The organism is Streptomyces mashuensis (assembly GCF_014654785.1).
In the GTDB taxonomy this organism is placed as follows: Bacteria; Actinomycetota; Actinomycetes; order Streptomycetales; family Streptomycetaceae; genus Streptomyces; species Streptomyces mashuensis.
In genome coordinates, this window is the sequence record NZ_BNBD01000001.1 from 657,237 (window position 1) to 675,623 (window position 18,387).

An 18,387-nucleotide genomic window follows, 5' to 3' on the forward strand; every position below is an offset into this window, starting at 1 on the left:
GAGTTACGAGACAGGCTTTACGATCTCGTGCACGGTTGGCCGTGGCGCGTCGTCGACCGCGGACGTACCCGTCTTCAGGCCGCGTGTGTGAGGGGCCTGGTTGCGTTTTGCTGGTGAGATACCAGGGCGGCGACGGCTTGGACGGTCTCGGGCAGTTGTTCACGGCGGCCGTGGTGGCGGGCGAGGGCCTTCCAGTTTTTGAGGTGGGCGATGCCGTGCTCGACGCGGATCCGTCGGGAAGAGTGCGCGTGCTTGGCCTGTGCGTGCATCTCCTCGTACCAAGGCGGCGGGTTCTTTCGGAACTTGCGGTGTGGCGGGGTGACGACCTGGCCGCCGGTCTGGGCGCCGAGTCCCTGGTAGCCGGCGTCGGCCAGGATCTCAACCCAGGGTCCGGTATCGAGGAGGTCGATGAGCCCGGATTCGCGGGCCTGGGTGATGTCCGGGCAAGCTGCCGGGCCGGGTCTCGCCGCAGAACAAGAGCCTGCCGGCGGCATCGGTGAGGACCATGGTCTTCACGGCGTTCTGCTTGCTCTTGCCCGAGATGAAGCGGTCCCGGCCGTCCGTTCCCTGGGCGGGGCGGCGGACCCGGATCTCGGTCGCGTCCAAGATGGCCGTGCGACCGCTCTCGCCCAGGTGGCTCACGACATCGGCCAGCGTTCGCAGCCGCATCCCGGGAGCGATAGTGCAGCCTCGCTCGGCCAGCAGTGGCCGGACTTCGCCGATCGCCCTGGTGATGGTGGAGCGGTCCACGCCGAACCAACAGGCCAGCACGTCGTGCGTGGCGCCGTGCCGGAGATGCACGAGTGTGGCCAGTAGCCGGTCGACGAAGACCAGCTTGTGCCGGGCCCCGGCACCCACAGCCCGCTTCCGGTCCCGGGAAACAAGCCGGGCCTGGTGTCGCTCGTGCCACAACGGCCCGAGCTCGGCAACGAGTTCAGCCAGCACCGTCGACGACAGGCCCGTGACCCGCTGGTTCCGAACGATCGCCGCCCTGATCCCCACCACGCTGAACACAACGATCAAGAAGCCGACGCGCCACGGCCAACCGTGCACGAGATCGTTAGCCTTTCGCGCTGGGTCCCTTTCGGCCTGCCTGAAAGCGGGATTCCATGATGCGGCTGGCAGCCGGTACGGCTCACCGGCGGCCCTGGAGTATGGATCGCCCTCGACTCAGCGGGGGCTTGGCACTGCTGCCGGCCCCGCTGCCGTGTGGGGACGTCAACTCGATGTACGCGTATCCGGGGTCTTGGTCAGCTCGGTGGCAGGAGGAACATCAGGCCACAGGTGTCGGGCGAGAGCGTCTGCTGCGACGGCCATCTGGGCGTGAGTGGGGTGTTCGGTCTGTGGGTCCAGGACGGTGGGCGGGTGTGGGCTGTAGCCGGGACCGCGGATGATTCCACGATCAGTGGGGAAGCGTCCCAGGATGGGGGTCCCGTAGCGGGCGAGTTGCTCCTCGACGGCCAGGTCGAAGTCGTCGGGCGGTACGCTCCCGTCGGAAGAGATGAGGAGCAGCATCCCGGTCAGGGGGTGTCGTGGGGTCCAGCGGCCCAGTTCCTGCTGGCGCCACTGCACGGCTGATTCGGCTGGTGTCAGAGTGATGGCCCTGACATCCTGCCCAGTTGTGGTGGGGAGTGGGATGTGTCGCTCGTAAGGGGTTGCCCGGTGCACGAGGATGCGTGCATCGGCGAGTCGGTCGAAGGGGTGTTCTTCGTAGGGCCAGTCGTCGTTCCTGCCGATCAGGATGACGCGGTCGTAGGCGCGTCGGGCATGCGCCAACGCGGCGGCGACCGCATCATCGCCACGCGAAACCTCCAGTGCCCAGAGCTCTCCGGGCGGCGGGGCGATGCGCAGCCGTCGCCACCCTTCGGCTGCCTCCGGGACCGGGGCTGTGGCCCATGCCGGCTGGCCCGGGTCGCCGAAGCTGAACTCGTGATCCCGGTTCCGGGTCAAGATGACTGCGGCGGCCAAGCCGCGGGCCGTCCAGACAGCCGCGATCTGCTCGGCCACCCAGGAGAGATCATCCCGGCGCACTCCGTCGGGGCGTGGTGCGCCGGTGAGCTGGATGACGGCGCCGTCGCGGTCTTGGGTGCGGTGGTCCGGGTTGCTCGTGTTGGTCTGGGGCCGGCTGACACTGAGGCAATCGCCGATCGCCGTCAGCGGCCGTGGGCCGGGCACCTGAATGTGCGGTGCGGACGGGGCGTGGCGACTGTGCACGGTCAGCACGCCCCGCCAGCCCCACACACCAGGCTGCGGCGCCAGCCGCACCGTGCACTCCTCGGTCCCGCAGGCATGGTCCAGGACACGCAGGCCGCAGCCCACGATGTGGTCGCTGAGCACCTCGATGAGACGAGTGTCATCGAACTGCCAGCCGGTCACCTGGCGTTCTACGATCCAGTCGAGTCCATAGTCGGTCAACCGGGTGTCTACCCGAATTCCGGCGTAACCGGACAGGCTGTCCCACAGACGCGGCCGCCGCAGCAGCGCACTGCCCATCGCGTAGGAGGCGCTGAGACGGCGCACCAGACTGCGTGTGACCGGTTCCTGCCGCTTGGGTCCGGGTTCGGGACACTGCGGATCCCACTGCACGCTGTGCCCGGCTGCACGGACCTGCTCTTCGTGAGCGTTCAGCAGCGCAGGCAGGTCTTCTTCATACGGTCCGGCCACCCATACCGACGGTTCAGCCGAGCGCCACGACCGCTCGTACAGCCAGGTGCGGAACCCGAACCGCAGCCGAGTACCGTCCGTCTGTACAAACAGTCCGCGCACCCCGCTCCACGGCCCCCTTTTAGGGCGGTACGGCAGCAGTTCGAACAACGCCTGCACGTCCTTGGCGCGCTCCACGCGCAGCACCAGGCCCTTGTCCACGGGCTTGGCCTCCCGTACCCCGAACGGCCGGGTCCGCCCGTCCACCGCGCCCAGCGCGGAGGCGAGCACGGACTCCAGTAGCGCCTGGTCCGCTGAAGCGGCAGGGATCAACCGGTCGAAGCGTTGAAGGGCGCCGAGGCGAAGGCGAGCGCCTTCCAAAGACTCACCGGTGAGCTGGGCGGCGGCATTGCTGATCTGGTCGAGGCTGTACATGGCGGGCTCCTTCCAAGCCGCCCCCGACCCGGGCAGCGAAGGCGCATGTCAGCACAGCAACAGCACGCAGAAACGGTGAAGGATGATGCGACGTAGGTTCTCTGCCAATGCCTATCGGTCGGGTCGGGCATCCAGAACTGGCCGCGTCCGAGGCCAGGCGGGAGGAATCTACCTAATCCACCCGACAGGTTCCAGCTACGTTGCGCGCTGATCCCTCAATTGGCGGTACGAGCTCGGGTCGTCGTCGTTCTGCACGGCCAAGTGATCACATGTTGGGCCGCTGGGCCCTGCTGGCACATCAGCGATCCCGCAGGAGTGCACACTGGGGCCTGCTCGCCAACCGGTATCCACTCGTGAGACTGCCTGACCAGCGGATGAGCTGAGCTCGCCCCGTCGACGGCGCTCAATCACTACGTGGCGTCCTCATCGCCCCACCGAGTTCGCCTTCCACCGCCTGCGCCAAGTCGTCCTTGACCTCATCAATCGAGCGGTCCGCCAAGCTGACGGTCTCGGTGTACCCGGCGAAAGGCATATCGGCCGCCGTCGCGCCGTACGGGAGAAGGAGTTCCTTCCGCCACAGGTCGAGCACCGTGGTTTCGACCGCCCGGGCCTGGTGGCCCAGCATCTCGATTGTGGCCACCGTCTGCCATCCGATGCTTATGTGCTCTTCGATGCGGTCGCTGCCGACTTTGGCGATTCCGATCTTGGCAGCGTTCAGGAACAGGTGCACTATCAGGTAGACCAGAGCGTCATCCTCGGCCCGAATGCCGTACCCGCCACAGTACTTGCAAGCGCCGGTATGGGCGTTCTTAAGGCTGTCGAATGCCGGGCTGACCTCCCTGCGGCACCGGTCGTTGAGGCAGCGGCTCCGCCAAGGCTTCTTGACACCAGGGAACGGTTCCAACGGCTCCGCTCCGGCGGTGCGCAGTATGTCCTCCGCGTCTTCCGGGCAGATCGCCCCGTTGCGGCGGCACAGATCGCATCCTGCCCCCTGTCCCTGCTTCAGCGCCTTGCGGATGCTGGTCAGAGTGGGGGCGGTGGTCCCGCCGCAGACGCTGCACACCGACGGCCAAGGCGTGTTGGTGCCTGGGTACGGACCGATCGGATCGAGGCCTCGCTGAGCCATGATTGTTCGCGCGCCTTCTTCGGTGCGTTTCTGCGCGCCACTGCATGGCCGGCAGGGCCCCTGGCCCGAGGTGACCACGTTGGCGTACTTCGGAGCACCGGGCTCACCGCAAACTCCGCAGGTGCCGGGCCAGGGCCTGAGCGCGCCGGGGTACTCGGCGCAGGGTCTCCAGCCTCGCGCGCGCATGCGCTCGGCGGCGACCACCGGGTCGATCTTCTTCGCCATGAAGAGGATCGTGCAGCGTTATCGTGACGCAAATCCGGTGAACTGGCGAACACATGCAGATTTACTGCTCACTGAAAGGTTCTCTCTTCGTCGGGACGGCGACCACAACGAACCGAGTCGGGCCGCAGGTGCAAAACCGGTTTGCCCGGCAGCCCGCATCGGGGCGTGATTCAGCGGGCCGGAGGCCTCTTGTTCGGGGCTCGGGCATCCTGGAACTGCACCTCAACCGTCCATGGCATGGCTGGTGGCAGGAGCCCGAGCAGCACATCGGTGGCTTTGTGGATCACCCGCCTCCTCGACGGGGTCGTGTGCGATCCATATCTTCTTCCCCGGCGCGCGATCACAGGGGACCGTGGCTACCGCGTCCGGACAACTCGGCTTTGTCCAATGGGAACGCACCTGCTGGTGGCTCTTGGTGGAGGGCGGTCGCGGGGGCGTTGGGGTGCAGTGGGTGGGCCGTATTGGGCGCGGAGCCAGCGCATCCGGGTGGTGGTGAGGTCACTGAGGGCGCGTTGGGAGGCGGCGATCAGTTGGTGGGGAGTGAGGGTGGAGTCGGCGGCGAGGCGGCCGATGCGGTCGCCGGTGGCGGAGGCTGTGTCCAGCAGGGAGTGACGCAGGACCCGCGTGGCCCAATAGACCGGGTCACCCCCGGAGAGCTGGCAGATGGCCAGGATGTCCTGAGGTGTGGTGTGCGTGAGGAGGCCGCGGTGCTGGGCTTCCCAGACGAGAGTAAGGGGGTCGATCGCCTCGCCGCGATGGTGCAGGGCGGCGAGGGAGCGGAAGAGCTCTGCGTGCAGGGGGTCACCGAAGTCCTCTGCATGGAGGAAGGCCCGGACCTCCTTCAGGGCCGAAGCCCGGGTGGTGGCTGCGGAAAGGAAAGCCTGCTCGTCGTCATGCCGTTGCTGATCTCGTCGTCGAACCTCTGGGACATCGGGAGTGGTACGAGCGAGCGTGGCAGGGTGGGGGCGCCAGTGGTGGGCGAGCGTGTCCAGGGCGCTGGTCAGAGTGTCGGCCCGTGCGCAGACCGCTTCCACGTGCGGTTCGCCGTCGCGGATGTGGCGGGCGGTCTGGGCGAGACGGGCGGCGTGCTCGGCGACCGTCCGGCGGGCGTGGCCGGCGAACACCATGCGCCCGTATGCCGGGGCGTGGGCAGGCTCGGGACAGATGCTGATCAGCGTGTGGACGTAGGAGGGCGTGAGGCCGGGGGCCTGTTGGGCTGCGTGGGTGGTGGCCTCGGTCACCCAGGACAGCCCCTGCTCGCTGGTCGGCCGGGTCTCGGCCGTGGCCGCGTGCCCGCGTTCGGTGAGGTCGAGCATCGCCGCGTACAGGGCGGTGTGCTGTGGGAGGTAGAAGTGCCCGGCCTCCAGCCATGGCGCGACCGTCGAGAGAGCGTGTGGCCGCAGGAGCAGGGCGCCGAGGAGAGCCTGCTCGGCCAGAACAAGCACGTTCTTGCCAGGCAGGCCCTCGATCGAAGCGCTCACGCGGCCTGCCCGAAGTCGTCCTGGGCCGGAGCTGCCTTGGCGATGGCGCGTGCCGTGATGGTCTTGGAAGCGCGGGCCGAGGCCGCGGACACCTCGTCCGCACCGGGCTCCTTGTACCAGGGGCGCAGGGTGAGCATGGCGGCGCGCATTCCGGTGGCGAGGCAGATGGCGGTGCCCTTGGCGAGGGCGCGGATGCGGTCGGCCGGCATGATGCGTTCCTGCCGCATGGAGACGGACTTGGAGGTGCCGGAGTCGGAGGTCGAGGTGGAGACGGTCTCGACGTCGTGGTCGCCGATCATCCGGGAGAGCTTGTCTGCGAAGTCGGGGTCGTCGATGCCGGAGCCGATGACCTTGATGGTGGCCGCGGACCACATCGCGTCCATGCCCGTGTCGCCCCATACCTTCTGGCCCTGGCGGTAGGACTGGAGAATGGTGATCGGGATGATCCCGCGCGATCCCAAGTGCGAGTAGAGATCCGGGAGATCGCTGATCTTGCAGACGTTGGCGGCTTCGTCCAGGATCGCGAGCATCGGCGGGTCGAGGCGTCCGCCGGCGCGTTCGGCGTGGGCGGTGGCGGTGCGCATCACGGAGTCCGCGCACGCGGCGATCAGCGCGCTCGCGCCGCCGCCTCCGTCCTTCGACAGCAGGTACAGGGTGTCGCGTGTCTGGACGAACCGGGTGGGCTTGAACTCGGGGACGTCGGCCTGCGGGGTGATCCAGGCGGCGATGTCGGCCGAGAGCAGGCATGCGGCGTACTGGCGGGCGGTCTCGTAGATGCCGTCCCGGGTCTCGGGCGGGCCTTCGACGGTGCCCTTGAGCTGTGCGGCGACGGCGTCGAAGCGGTGGTCGCGCAGTAGGTCGAGCGGGGTGCGGTCGGCAGGGAAGGCCAGCCACTGCATGACGTCGGTGATGGGGCGCTTGTCGACGGCGGCGGCGAGGAAGAGCTGGGCGAGCACGTTCTGGGCGGCCTTGGACCAGAAGTCGCCGGCGTTGGAGGCGTCGACGGACGCGGCGACGAAATGACCGGCCAGGCGGTTGGCGCCTTCAAGGGTGGTGGCGTCCGCGAGCGGGTTCCACCACATCTCGCGCGGGGCGTGGGCGATTTGCTGCGGGTCCATCGACCACGTCAGCCCCACCTTCCCCCGTGCCTCCAGGGTCGCGGTGTAGGCGTCGCCCGCGGCCTTGTTGGAGGTCAGCAGCACGGCGCCGGGGGCATTGAGCACTGCTGGGATGGCCAGGCAGGTGGTCTTGCCGGAACGCGGGGCCATGATGGCGACCGCTACGTCCTCGTACCCCATGCGGACTTCGCACCGGGTCCCGGCGAGGTCGCCGAGCAGGATGCCGGTCTGCTTCGGGTCGATCCTCTTCGGGTCGTTCTCGGCCAGGCTCGGCCGCAGGGACTGGGCCTTGGCGGTGATCTGCTTCGCGAGCAGCGGTTCGATGTCGCGCCGGGTAGCCATGCCCTTGACGGCCTTGCGGCCCTTGGAACCGGACTTGTGGCGCAGGTACAGGCGCGCGGCGAGGGCGGCGGTGGCCAGGAGCAGGGTGATGGGGAAGACGAGGGTGCCGATGGTCAGGGCGGTGTGGCCGGTGTTCGGCCAGAGCTCGTGGGGGTGCAGGAGCGCGTCGGCGGGCTGGAACGGTGCCCGGGGGCCGGTGTCGGTGAGGAAGGTGACGGCGTTCCCTCCGAGCCACGCGGCTGTGGCGAAGGGTATGGCTACGGCTATGCCGCCGATCAGGATGCGAAACAGGACGTCCGTAGCCGGTGAGGCGGATGTGGATGGGGTGGTGCGAGGAGGCAAATGAGGAACGTTTCTGTGGTGCGGGCGTACAAGGCCGGGCTGGGCTGGCGAGCTGCCGGAGGGCCTGAGTGGCGGGCGCAGCCGCATGCGGCGAAGGAACCGTCGGCGTGCGCACGATGTGAGGGTGGCGGTGCCGCAGCGGGACCGCCGCGCGTACCGGGTGGGCAGGGCCAGCGGCTCCCGCCGGGGGTGCAGCTCGGCTGGTGGGCGTGGCGGCTGATGCACCGATGGAGCAGACGGCGTGTCCGGAGGAAGAGGCGGCGGGTCAGACGAGCGGTCAGTCCGGTGATCGGGAAGGGGCCGAGAGGCATGGAAGGAGTGGAGGGCTACTTCCGGGTGCTCAGCGGCTTCTGCGGGAGCTGGGACTCGATGCCGCGCGCGGGGGCACTTGAGCCCCCTGGGCCGTACGGGATTTCAGCTGTGCTACGACCGCACTGTGGGTGGCCTTGTCGTACAGGTTGTGGGAGATGTTCGCGTCGTAGCCGGCCGCGGTAAGCAACAGCACGGCTCGCAGGGACCGCCGGTGAGTTTCGGCGTGGCTCAGCCCTTCGGGCAGTTCGTGCCAGGTGTAGATCGATGACGCCTTACGGATAAAGCCGAGGTCGTCGAGGTGGGTGAGGAGTTGTTCGGGGGCGCCGGTTCGGGTGTCGGCGTAGACGGTGCCGTCGCGTCGGTATATCTCGACATCTGTGCCGTATTCGTCGGCCAGGCTCAATGTGAGCTTCCTTCCTGGAGGGCGGGTGGTTACGGACGGTGTCGGGAAGTTCAGCGGGTCCGCCGCTGAGGGGCGGTCCCACTCGGATTCGCTGGCACGTAGTGCACGTGCTGCGGGGACCTGTCAGACCGGGTGTGGGGGATCACGCCGCTATCTCGTAGTCGTCGCGGTGGACGAGCTGATCGAGGCCGGTGAAGGTGTACCAGTCGCCTTCGGTGCAGCCCTGCGGCGGCAGCTGGGGCAGCAGCTCGGCGGCCAGGGCGCGGAAGAAGGCGAAGCACTCCGGGCAGTGCCGCTCGACGTGGATGAGGTATCGGGGATGCGCGGTGGAGAACGTGCGGGTGCCGCCGTGGGGATTGCGGGTGCGCCAGCCGTCCTGCCCGGTGGGGGTGTGCCAGGACGGGGCGACGATGGTCAGATCGTCGCCGTGCAGGTCGCCGTCCAGGCTGCCTCGGACGACCACGACACGGTCACCCGAGGCGAAGTGGTCGTGCGCGACCTCACGAGCGGGCGTGACGGTGTCCGTCGCATGGACGGGAAGCGGAGCGGAATCAAGCATGAGCAGGACCTCGACAGGGAAGCGGAAAGGGGGGGGCATCGGGCGCGGACGCCGTGTTCGTGAACGGTGAAATGGCGCTGAGGGAAAAGGCGTTACACGAAGGGGTTCTCGGTCGGCCGGTCGGCGTCGGTGGCCGCCGCGAGCAGCTCCGGCAGGTCCCCGCCCTCGGCATCCCGCTGGTCGATCCACCACCCCGCACGCGTGACGGTGCGCACCTGTTCCTCGAGCTCCGACCAGTCCGCCTCGTCCCAATCGCCCTCGACAACCAGTGCGGTATACGCATCTGCCACCAGCTGATGCCGGCACCGGATCGCCCACGCCAGAGCCTTCTCCGGGCCCTCCAGCGGGGGCATGTGGTAGCGCTGTTCCCACTCCGTCGCAGCCGCGTGCTCTTCGGCGCGACGGGTGGCGAGCCACTGCTGCTTGTCCACGGGGCTGCTCTCACGGGCGGCCTTCCAGCAGTCGGAGCACTCACGATCCCCGAGCCAGCGGGCGAAGCCGGCTCGGCGGTCGGCGGCGCGGTCGGACAGGTCGCGTTCGACCTGGTGGCCGCATGTGTGATCGATGGCCCAGTGCGTACGGACAGCCATGAAGTTCTCCTGTTCGCGGGTAGTTCGAGCGTGGAATGATCAGTGGCGGCGAACTGGGCACGGTTTGCCCAAGGGCGTCGGGGGGCGCGACGCGGGCCCGGGCGGATGCCCGGGTGGAAGCGCGCGAAGGCACCCCGATCGGCCGACGCCGGAGGTTCTCAACGCCGCATCTGGCTGCGGGGCGCCCACAGCGGAGGGTGTTTCGGTCGGGGCGGGATGGGCTTGAGGTCGGTGCGGCTCTGCCACGCGGCGGACTTTGTGACTGCGGCCTGGGCGGTCGGAGTCGCCCGCGGCGCGGTGCCTCGCACCATGGTCTGCCGGTGTTCGTCGGTATGCCGCCGCACGGGTGTTTGCTGGGGCTGCGTGGGATCGAGGCTGATGTCGGCGGCGACCTGATAGCGGGCGGCGCGCAGGGAGGCGATCGCTTGCTGGGCGCGGCGCTCGCCGTCGTTCTCGGGATTGGCCAGGGCGTAGAGCTTGCTGTCGGGGACCGGCTGGAAGCCAAGGAGCTTGAGCACGTGATCGGCGACGAACAACTCCTGCGGGTTCAACGCGACGTAGCCCAGTTCGGGGTGGCGACCGACGATGACGTGCGGTTCAGGGGTATCCACAGGGCTGTGCTCCGTGCTGGGAATGGCGTGATCGGCTCACCGGTGGTGGCGGGCTTCAGGGGGTGCCGGATTCAGCGCCCGCGCGGGCCGCTCTGGGCAGAGGAGTTCGCGACGACGGGGTGCGAAGCCGTGGCGGCGGTGGAGACTGTGCGGGTGGCCTGGTGCTGGCTGTTGAGGAGGTCGGTCCAGATGCGCTCGCCGTGGGCGTGCGTGAGTGTGGCGATCTCGCCTATTCCGAGCCGCAGTTCGGCGACGTCACGGGTGAGATTCTTGAGGCGGTCCGTGATGCGGTTGAAGGATGCGGTGAACTCACTGCGCAGGGCGGGCGGGCCGGTATCGGCGGCCCGGGCGGCGGCGAGACGGAGGACGCCCTCCAGGGCCGGAAGTGCTCCGGTTGCCGGGTGGAGCATCTCGTCGAGAACCGCGGCTACCTCTTGCAGATCTGTGGCAGCGGTGGCGTGGTGGGCCAGCTCGGTCAGGGAGGACACGGCACGGGTGGCCGCAGCTGGCTGTTCCTGAGAAGAGGGGGCGTGGCCAATGGAGACGTCGGTGCCGAGAGCTCCGAGTTGCAGGGCCGCGGTTCGCAGTCGCTCGTCACGTTCGGCCATGGTGAGCGTGGCCGGCAGGGTGAAGGTACCGGCCGCACGTGGATCTCGGTGGAAGCCGGTGCGCTCGAGGTGCTCGGCAGCGCCGGGATGGTCCGTGGTGGCGGTCAGCGTGCCGTCAGCCTGCCAGGCGAAGGACACCCGCGCCGTAGGCCGTGTCGCGGAAGCCCGCTCTGCAGCGGCTTTGCGCCGGACGTGGGCGAGGGCTTCCTCGTAGCGGGGCAGCAGACGGCGGGTGACGGTGGTGGCGGCGCGGACGGGGTCGGTGCTCACGGTGACGCCGTTCGGCTCCTGCACGCCTCGGAAGAGATGGTCTTGCACTCCAGTCGGGGTCAGGGCGGCGACGATGAACTCGCGCTGCTTCAGGGGCCGGTCGATGACGTACAGGCGCATGCCGTCCGGGCCGTTGAGGACGGCGTCGTGGGCCAGGACGAACTCGGAGACGGCCCACTGGGCGTGGCCCATGTCCCACAGTTCCTCAGTGATCGGGAACTGGTCGGGGTAGGCGGCGTGCGGGTGGTGGTGGCTGGTCCAAGCGCCGGGCAGGCGCTCGGCGAGTGCGGTGGCGAAGGCGGCCAGATCGGCTCGATGAGACAGGGGAGACTCTTTCCGGTTCAGGCGGCGGGGTCACAGGGTCGGTCGGCGCTGGACACTCGTGGCGAGGGGCGCTGCCACGGGCGGGCGCTGGGCCAGCGGCATCGCGGCGGCGGAGCGCGGTGGCGGCTGGACGAGGTGTCGGGCGTCCGTCTCCAGTTGGTCGGCGGTGTCGTGAAGGGCAGCGCGGGCCTCATCCACGTGATCGCGGATGACGTTCCAGGCGGCATCCCGGGCGTCGGCGAGATCCGGGAAGGTCGGCAGGTTGGCGTGTTCGTTGAGGAAGGCGACTTGCCGGAGGGCCTCGGCCAGAGAGCCCATAACCTGTGCCGTTCCCGCTGCGGCGGCAGCGAGCGCGCTGTGGCTGCGTAGCTCCGCCCGGGCGGTGGAGCGGGGACCGGTGAGCCGGTAGAGCAGGGCGTCGGACATCTCCTCGGCCATGCGGCTGGCTGCCTTCAGCCGGGCTCCGACGGTGTAGGCCACCATCTCCTCGGTGCTGTGCTCGGGGGCTTCCAGGCCGGCGGTCAGATCGCGGATCTCCCGTGCCACGCTGCGCAGGTCGTCGGTGTGGCGTACGTAGATCGACACATGGGCCCCCATCAGTGCATGCGGGCGTCGGTGTCGAAGAGCGCCAGTTCCTGGGCGTGGAGGAGGTGCTGGACGATGAAGGAGCGCCCGGCGACCTTCCACAGGCCGCGTCCGCGATTGAGGTGGGCGATGGCCTCGGACTCCACCGAGGTCAGTCCCAGCAGTCCGGCGGCGGCGAGGACCTGGTCGGCTTCCTGCCGGTAGACGATGCGGGTGGAGCAGTCGGCGAGCAGACCTTCGGCGAGTGCGCGTCCGCGCGATCCGGCGTCGCCTGCGGTGAGCAGGTCGGACAGGCGGTGGATGACCATGAGGTTGGCGATGCCCAAGCCGCGGCTCAGCTTCCACTGGGACTGCATGCGCTCGAGCAGGCCCGCGTGCCGCATCAGCCGCCATGCCTCGTCGTAGACGACCCATCGCCTGCCGCCGTTGGGGTCGGCGAGCGCGGACTCCATCCAGGCGCTGGCGCATGTCATGGCGAGAACGAGGCCGGTGTCGTCGCCGGAGCCTCCCAGGCGGGAGAGATCGATGGTGAGCATCGGGCTGCGCGGGTCGAAGACGACGGTGGAGGGGGCGTCGAACATGCCGGCGAGGTCGCCGTGGACGAGGCGGCGCATGGCGTGGGCGAGGTCGCGGGCGGCGTCGCCGAGGCGGCCGGAGAGTTCTCCGCCGGCGATGTCGAGCAGCCCGGAGTTGTTGAGGGTGGCGGCGATGTCGCCGAGCAGCGGAGTCCGGCCGGTCCGGGCGGCGTGGGTGACCACGCAGTCGAGAGCCACGTCGAGGGCGGTGTGCTCCATCGGCAGCAGGTCCCGTCCGAGCACGGTACGGGCCAGGGAACCGAGCAGCATCAGCCGACGCTTACGGACCTCACTGGACCAGTCTTCGGAGGAGACGCCGTCCGGCTGCGGCGGGGCATCCAGCGGATTCAGCTTTCCCGGGAGACCCGGACCGAGCGCGATGGTCGTACCGCCGAGCGCCGAGGCGACTGCCGTCCACTCGCCCTTGGGATCACAGGGCACGTAGATCCGGTAGCCGAAGGCCACGCTGCGCAGCGCGAAGCTCTTGGCCAGCGCCGACTTGCCCATGCCGATGACCCCGGCGAGCAGGACGTTGGGGTTGGTGAAGCCGTCGAGCTTGCCGTACAGGGCGAACGGGTCGAAGGTGAACGACGCCTCGGCGTGGACGTCGCGGCCGATGTAGGTGCCTTCGGCGCCGAGGCCGCCTTCGGCGAGGAAGGGGTAGGCGCCGGCGACGGTGGCGGTGGTCATGCGGTGGGCGGGCAGGGACAGCTTCCCGCCGCGCGCGGAGGCCGGGCCCGGCCGGCCGCTTGCCGGGTAGAGCGGCATGGGCCCCTGATCGTCGGCCCGGTTGCGACGGCGGGAGGGCGCGGGGCGGCCTTGCGGGCCTGTTCGCGGGCGTCGTGGAGGCGGCGGCGGTCGGCGCGGCGCTGGTCCCGGTCACGGCGGTGGGGTGTGAAGAGCGGGGAGGCGCTGGCACGGCGTGTCGTGCGGGCGGGCCGGTGAGTCATCGGGGAAGTGCTCGGCTTTCAGCAGTAACGGTTCAGCTGGTGCGGTGACGGGCGTGACCGTGGAGGGGGGAGTGCAGGTCGGCGGGGGTGGTCTGCTGTCGGACGAGGGCGCTGGTGCGCACGTGACGCAGGCAGATCGTCACGAACGGCGGCCCGGTGTCGATGTCCTGGCGGCAGATGCCCTCCTCGACCACGTCCGGATCCGGAGCGGGGGAGCGGGATACCTGGTGGAAAGCGTCGTGGAGGTGTTCGCTGGCCTGCCACAAACGGGTACGTGCCGCGGCCAAGTGACTGCTCTGAGCTGGACGTGCGGCCCTTGTCTGTTCGGTGAGCCGGCTGAGCAGGGTGTGGAGTGCGGTGAGGTGGGCATGGAGGGCGTCCATCTCGCTCCGGGTGGCCCGAGGGTCGCTGTCGGGGGATGTGGTGGTGCGGGTGTGGTGGCGGATGCCTGTGGTGGCTGCGGTGAGGTAGGCGAGCGGTTCGCCGTGGGTGAGAGGAGTCGGGGTTGTCACGAGAGGGTGGTCCTTCCTGCGGCTTGCGGTGTTACAGGGCGGCGCGGGCGAGCGGCAGGGCGGCGGTGGCGAAGGCGTCGGGCTGCTGGTAGTCCAGGCGACGCAGGTCGACCTGGGCGGAGACGGCGGCGGTCTCGATCTGGGCGCAGGCGGCGTCGAGTTCGTCATCGGTGTCGGCGGAAACGGTGAGCAGGCCGGTGAGGGCGACGTCCGCGTGACCGGCGATCAGCTGGCGCTCGCGCTGCTTGACGTCCGCGTACTCGACGTTGTCCTCTTCGGAGTCGACCTGGCCTCGACGCTGCCGCTCGGCGGCATCGGCGATGATCGTGGCCTTGCGCCGCTGGACGTCCTTGAGCGCGGCCTCCAGCTGTTGCGGCACATAGATGAGGGAGAAGGATCGCCGGACACCGGCGGAGAACAGCACGGTGTGGAGGAAGCCCGCGCCGACTTCGGTACGGGGCCAGTTCTCGACCCAGTAGGTGGCGTGGTGTGCGCTGTCGGTGATGATCCGGTCGGACTCCTCGACCTGGACGACGGGCCCGGCGGCTGCCGGATCGGCTTCGGCGCGGCCGGTGTGCGACCACTGCTGGAGGGCGGAGAGCGCCTTGGGGTCGTAGGCGGTGCGGATGACCGCGGCGATCTCCCGGGCATCGAGCCAGCCGGTGACGGTGAGACCGGCGTTGCGGGCGGCCTGGGTGAGAGTGGCGGTGGTCTGCTGGAGCACGGTGAACCCGCCGGCCAGTCCGCCGCCGGCCTGGGAGATGAGCCGTCGGGCGGCCTTCATGTCCAGGGAGACGGCCAGGTATGCCTCGTGCGGTGCTGCGGCGGGGCCGGCGGCGGCGACGAGTTCGGCGTAGACGGTGCCGGCGACGGGTGCCTGGGGGTGGCCGTGCTCGTTCCAGTGCCGGGTGAGGGCGTCGCCGGAGTCGGGGACGGTGCGTTCGAGGATCTGGATGGTCTTGATGTGGCCGGTGCGGGCCAGGCTGGCGAGGGTGCGGCCCCAGCCCGCGACGTTCGCGTTCTGGGTGGCAGGGTCGAGGAGGGCGAAGGCCCGACTGGAGATGCGGGTGACGGCGGTCATGGTGCCCGCGCCGGGGTCGTGGATGGCGGCGAGCTGCCGGTCGGGAGAGGTGAAGACCCGCAGCGAGGCGTCGGTGCCCGGCAGGTGGAGCAGGCCCTCGGCATGGGGGCGGGTGGTGGGACGGGAGAACCACATGTGCTGTCCTCGGGCGCGGCGGATGAAGTAGCGGGCGATGACCGGAGCCCAGTCGATGAGCGAGCGGCCGCCTCGGCGGATGAAGACGAGCGCGGTGACGGCAGCCCACAGAGGGGTGAGGGCGAAGGCGCCGGCGAGGCCGGTGCTGACGACGGTGAGCATCAGCACCGCGAGGGTGGCGGCGGTCAGGACGAGCTGGGGCAGGGAAAGCCCGAGCAGAATGCCGCGGCGGCTTCGGTGCGGGAACTTCACCATCACCGGCACGGCGGCGGAGTGATCAGACATGACAGACGAAGGCCGTTCTGGACGTACACGGGCTGTGGCGAGGTAGGAGCGCGGCGCGCTCGTGGCCGCTGCGGCCGGGTGGGACCCGGGGGCACCCGCCGCCGAAGCCGAAGCAGCAGGCGGGCGGGTGCCCCGGGGATGAGGGAGGGACGGATCAGTTGCCGGTCGCGGGAGGTGACGGCGGGGTGGCCGCGTCGCTTGACCGGGCGGCGGGCTGCGGCCTGGGGGCGGAGACCGCCGGGCCCTGTGGGGTCGGGGCCGGAGCGGCCGGTCCCTGCCCGATCAGACCGGAGCCGGAGGCCAGGCTCGCGCCAGGGTGGGTGCCCGCAGCCATCAGGCCGGACTGCTGCGGAGATACACCGCCTCCTGTGCCGGCCGCTCGGCTGGACTGCGGGGTGGATCCGCCGTTCGCCGTGGTGAACGGAAGGGGAGCAGCCGGCGTCGGCTCATCACCCGTGCCGCCGTCACCCTGGCCTCCCGGAGATCCGGACCCGGAACCGGGCTTCCCGGACTTTCCGTCAGGGGAAGAGGAACCGCTGTCCGATTCCGAATGGGAGTCGGTGCCGGAGGAGGGAGCTGCCGTGGCGAGCAGCTGACCGGGGACCTGGGGCGGACCCTGCGGCGCCGCCGAAGCCAGTGCCGCACCACCGCCACCCCCGGCCGACATGGCCACGGCCTTGCGCCCGACGCCCTGGGCGGTACGGGAGGCAGCCGCCATTCCGGCGCCGCCGGAGCGGTGGAGGTCCTCGCCGTGGCCGTCAGCGGCCCAGTGCACGAACCGGTACGTGATGTACGGGCAGAGCAGCACCATCACCATGACGACGATGCCGGCCATCGCGTCGGAGACCGCGGCGAGCCCGTCCTTGGCGTCCGTCTTGCCCATGGCGGAGACGCCCAGCAAGAAGACGATGGTCATCAGCAGTTTGGAGACGACGAGGGTGGCGGTGGCTTCGATCCAGCCCCGGCGCCACCGCTTGGCGACCTCCCAGCCGCCGCCTGCACCCGCGAAGCAGGCCAAGGTGACGAGGACGAGGATGCCGACCTTGCGGACCATCATCACGCACCAGTAGAGGAACGCTCCGACGGCGGCGCCGATCGCCACGAACGTCGGGACGAGCCAGCCGAGTTCGTACATACCGCCGTACTGACTCACCTTGATCATGCGGCGGACGGAGTCCGCGATCGAGGAGTGCCCGGCTTTGAACAGCCCGTCGGACAGGGCATCGACGACGGTGAGGGCGACGGTGGTGAACGCGATGGCGCCGAAGGCGAACATCACGCCGACGAGGGTGCCGCTGAATGCCTGGGCCAGGGCTTGACCGTCGCGTTTCCACGCGGCCCGTATGAGCTGGAGGCAGAACGTGCCGACGATCACCAGTAGGGCGATAGGCAGAACGAGTTCGTAATTCTCTCTGAACCAGCCTGCGTTGAGATCGACCTTGGTGGTGGTATCAACGGCTTTGGCGGCCAGATCGGCGGCCGAAGCCGCGAGTTCGCCGACACTCTTGGCGATCCACGCGCCCAGGCCCTCGGTGATGGATTTGCCAGGGTCTGCGACGAAGTCGATGGCGTCGACAGCCTTGCAGACGTTGTCCACCAGGGGCAGATTGCAGATTCCCACGGGTTTGTACCTCCTTCCTGTTGGGTGTGGGAATCAGGGCGCGACGCGGGGAGAGACCCCGGACAGGGCACAGTTGTGATCGGGGCGGCACTGGACGGCCAGCGTGACAGCACGGCCTTCGGCGCCGGCTCCGCCGCCGCGCCAGGAGATGGACTGCTTGCCGCTGACGGTGACCACGTAGACGTACGCCTCCGTGATGGCGCCGGGGTTGTCGCCGAGCGCCTTGGTGAACGCCTGCGGCATGTGGCCTTCCGAGACCTTCGCGGTGGCGTACTGGCCGTTGTCGTGCATCCGCGACCACAGGGTCGGGTCCGGGACCTGCGAGGCCACCGACTCCCAGTCGGTGTACTTCGTCTCCGGTGACATCCACGCCTTCAGCCCGGCGAGATGCTGCTTCTGGTTGATCTGGCGGGTGTCGTAGGACCACAGGGTGCCGGCGGCGGCCTTGGCGAACTCCACCGGGTCATGGGTGGAAGGCGGCGAGCCGACGGAGCCGCTGCTCCCGCTTCCCGCCGGAGGTGCGGGGGACGGGCTGCTCGTGGCAGCTGGTGCCGGGGCCTTGGTGGGGTCGTCGGGGCCGGCGGTGAGGTAGGCGGTCAGTCCCGCGGCGCCGGCGAGGATGGTCAGAGCCGCGATGCCGGCGGCCAGGCGCCGGTTCGTCGACCACGAGGCCGTACGGGACATCAGTGCGGCGGTGCGGGGCTGGAACCGTGGCTTGCTGTGACGTTTCTTCGGCATTAGTGGACCTGCGTCCCCAGGGTGCTGAAGAAGCTGACGATGCCGTTGGCGGCGCCGAGGCCGAGCGCACAGCCGGCACTCACGACCGCGCCCTTCTTTCCGTTGGCCTCGGCCTGGTGACCGCCGGTGTAGTGACCCCAGGCCCACACGGCGAGGCTGACGGCCAGGGCGCCGACGATCGCGATGATCGCGAAGAGGTTGATCGAGGAGATGACGTCCTTCAGGACGGACAGCCCCGGAAGACCGCCCTCCTTCGGACTGATGCCCGGGTTGTAGGCGAGGTAGCGGACATGGTCGAGCGTGGGCACAGGCAGAGCTCCTTGCGGCACGCCGAGACGGCGTGCGGAAAGCGAAGAAAGAAGGGGGAGAGGCGAGGCGAGCGCCTCGGAGAATGGGCCGCGAGAGGGCGCTCGAGGGAGGGGCGAGCGGCTGTGGAGGCCGGGGAGAAGGCGGCTCTCAGAACGGGTTTGCTGTGATTCGCTTCATCGGCGCGCCGTGCAGCGGTTCGCGCGGCCC

The 18,387-nt window shown here is 69.5% G+C and carries 15 protein-coding genes and 2 pseudogenes; all 17 read right to left on the minus strand.

Going from position 1 to position 18,387, the window contains the following annotated elements; all coding sequences use genetic code 11:
- Nucleotides 1-74: 74 nt before the first annotated feature.
- The 17 genes and pseudogenes from IE305_RS02575 to IE305_RS02655 all read right to left on the minus strand — a co-directional run bounded on the left by IE305_RS02575 (nucleotide 75) and on the right by IE305_RS02655 (nucleotide 18,185).
- Nucleotides 75-1,005 (minus strand): annotated as a pseudogene (locus IE305_RS02575) (transposase).
- A gap of 213 nt (nucleotides 1,006-1,218) precedes the next feature.
- Nucleotides 1,219-3,078: a hypothetical protein gene (locus IE305_RS02580; RefSeq protein ID WP_190127686.1), complete on the minus strand. Its 1,860-nt coding sequence runs from the start codon at nucleotides 3,076-3,078 to the stop codon at nucleotides 1,219-1,221.
- A gap of 403 nt (nucleotides 3,079-3,481) precedes the next feature.
- The gene (locus tag IE305_RS02585; RefSeq protein WP_190127687.1) at nucleotides 3,482-4,429 is read right to left on the minus strand and encodes a hypothetical protein; all 948 of its coding nucleotides are present in this window, start codon (nucleotides 4,427-4,429) and stop codon (nucleotides 3,482-3,484) included.
- A gap of 356 nt (nucleotides 4,430-4,785) precedes the next feature.
- Entirely contained in the window at nucleotides 4,786-5,910 is a 1,125-nt protein-coding gene (locus tag IE305_RS02590) for a DnaB-like helicase N-terminal domain-containing protein (protein WP_190127688.1), read from the minus strand.
- Nucleotides 5,907-7,712 carry a type IV secretory system conjugative DNA transfer family protein gene (locus IE305_RS02595; protein ID WP_229890444.1) on the minus strand — a complete coding sequence of 602 codons (1,806 nt, stop codon included), beginning with the start codon at nucleotides 7,710-7,712 and terminating at the stop codon, nucleotides 5,907-5,909. Before IE305_RS02595 ends, IE305_RS02590 begins: the two co-directional genes overlap by 4 nt.
- A 340-nt stretch (nucleotides 7,713-8,052) precedes the next feature.
- On the minus strand, nucleotides 8,053-8,427 hold the full coding sequence (locus IE305_RS02600) for a hypothetical protein (RefSeq protein WP_190127690.1): 375 nt from the start codon (nucleotides 8,425-8,427) through the stop codon (nucleotides 8,053-8,055).
- Between the two features lie 142 nt (nucleotides 8,428-8,569).
- A complete protein-coding gene (locus IE305_RS02605) occupies nucleotides 8,570-8,986 on the minus strand; it encodes a hypothetical protein (RefSeq protein WP_190127691.1) in 417 nt (138 codons plus the stop codon).
- A gap of 92 nt (nucleotides 8,987-9,078) precedes the next feature.
- Entirely contained in the window at nucleotides 9,079-9,576 is a 498-nt protein-coding gene (locus IE305_RS02610; RefSeq protein ID WP_190127692.1) for a hypothetical protein, read from the minus strand.
- Nucleotides 9,577-9,734: 158 nt separating this feature from the next.
- Nucleotides 9,735-10,187 (minus strand): hypothetical protein, encoded by a 453-nt coding sequence (locus tag IE305_RS02615; protein ID WP_190127693.1) that lies wholly within the window; start codon nucleotides 10,185-10,187, stop codon nucleotides 9,735-9,737.
- A gap of 71 nt (nucleotides 10,188-10,258) precedes the next feature.
- Entirely contained in the window at nucleotides 10,259-11,257 is a 999-nt protein-coding gene (locus tag IE305_RS02620) for a hypothetical protein (protein WP_190127694.1), read from the minus strand.
- A 162-nt stretch (nucleotides 11,258-11,419) separates the two neighbouring features.
- A complete protein-coding gene (locus IE305_RS02625) occupies nucleotides 11,420-11,974 on the minus strand; it encodes a hypothetical protein (RefSeq protein WP_190127695.1) in 555 nt (184 codons plus the stop codon).
- Between the two features lie 11 nt (nucleotides 11,975-11,985).
- A pseudogene (locus IE305_RS02630) lies at nucleotides 11,986-13,499 on the minus strand (putative type IV secretion/conjugal transfer ATPase).
- Nucleotides 13,500-13,531: 32 nt separating this feature from the next.
- Nucleotides 13,532-14,011: a DUF6238 family protein gene (locus IE305_RS02635; RefSeq protein WP_190127696.1), complete on the minus strand. Its 480-nt coding sequence runs from the start codon at nucleotides 14,009-14,011 to the stop codon at nucleotides 13,532-13,534.
- Between the two features lie 31 nt (nucleotides 14,012-14,042).
- Nucleotides 14,043-15,512 (minus strand): SCO6880 family protein, encoded by a 1,470-nt coding sequence (locus IE305_RS02640; RefSeq protein WP_190127697.1) that lies wholly within the window; start codon nucleotides 15,510-15,512, stop codon nucleotides 14,043-14,045.
- 154 nt (nucleotides 15,513-15,666) lie between these two features.
- Entirely contained in the window at nucleotides 15,667-17,133 is a 1,467-nt protein-coding gene (locus IE305_RS02645; RefSeq protein ID WP_190127698.1) for an SCO6881 family protein, read from the minus strand.
- Nucleotides 17,134-17,166: 33 nt separating this feature from the next.
- The gene (locus tag IE305_RS02650) at nucleotides 17,167-17,871 is read right to left on the minus strand and encodes a hypothetical protein (RefSeq protein WP_229890445.1); all 705 of its coding nucleotides are present in this window, start codon (nucleotides 17,869-17,871) and stop codon (nucleotides 17,167-17,169) included.
- The gene (locus tag IE305_RS02655) at nucleotides 17,871-18,185 is read right to left on the minus strand and encodes a DUF6112 family protein (RefSeq protein ID WP_373311517.1); all 315 of its coding nucleotides are present in this window, start codon (nucleotides 18,183-18,185) and stop codon (nucleotides 17,871-17,873) included. Before IE305_RS02655 ends, IE305_RS02650 begins: the two co-directional genes overlap by 1 nt.
- Nucleotides 18,186-18,387: the final 202 nt, after the last annotated feature.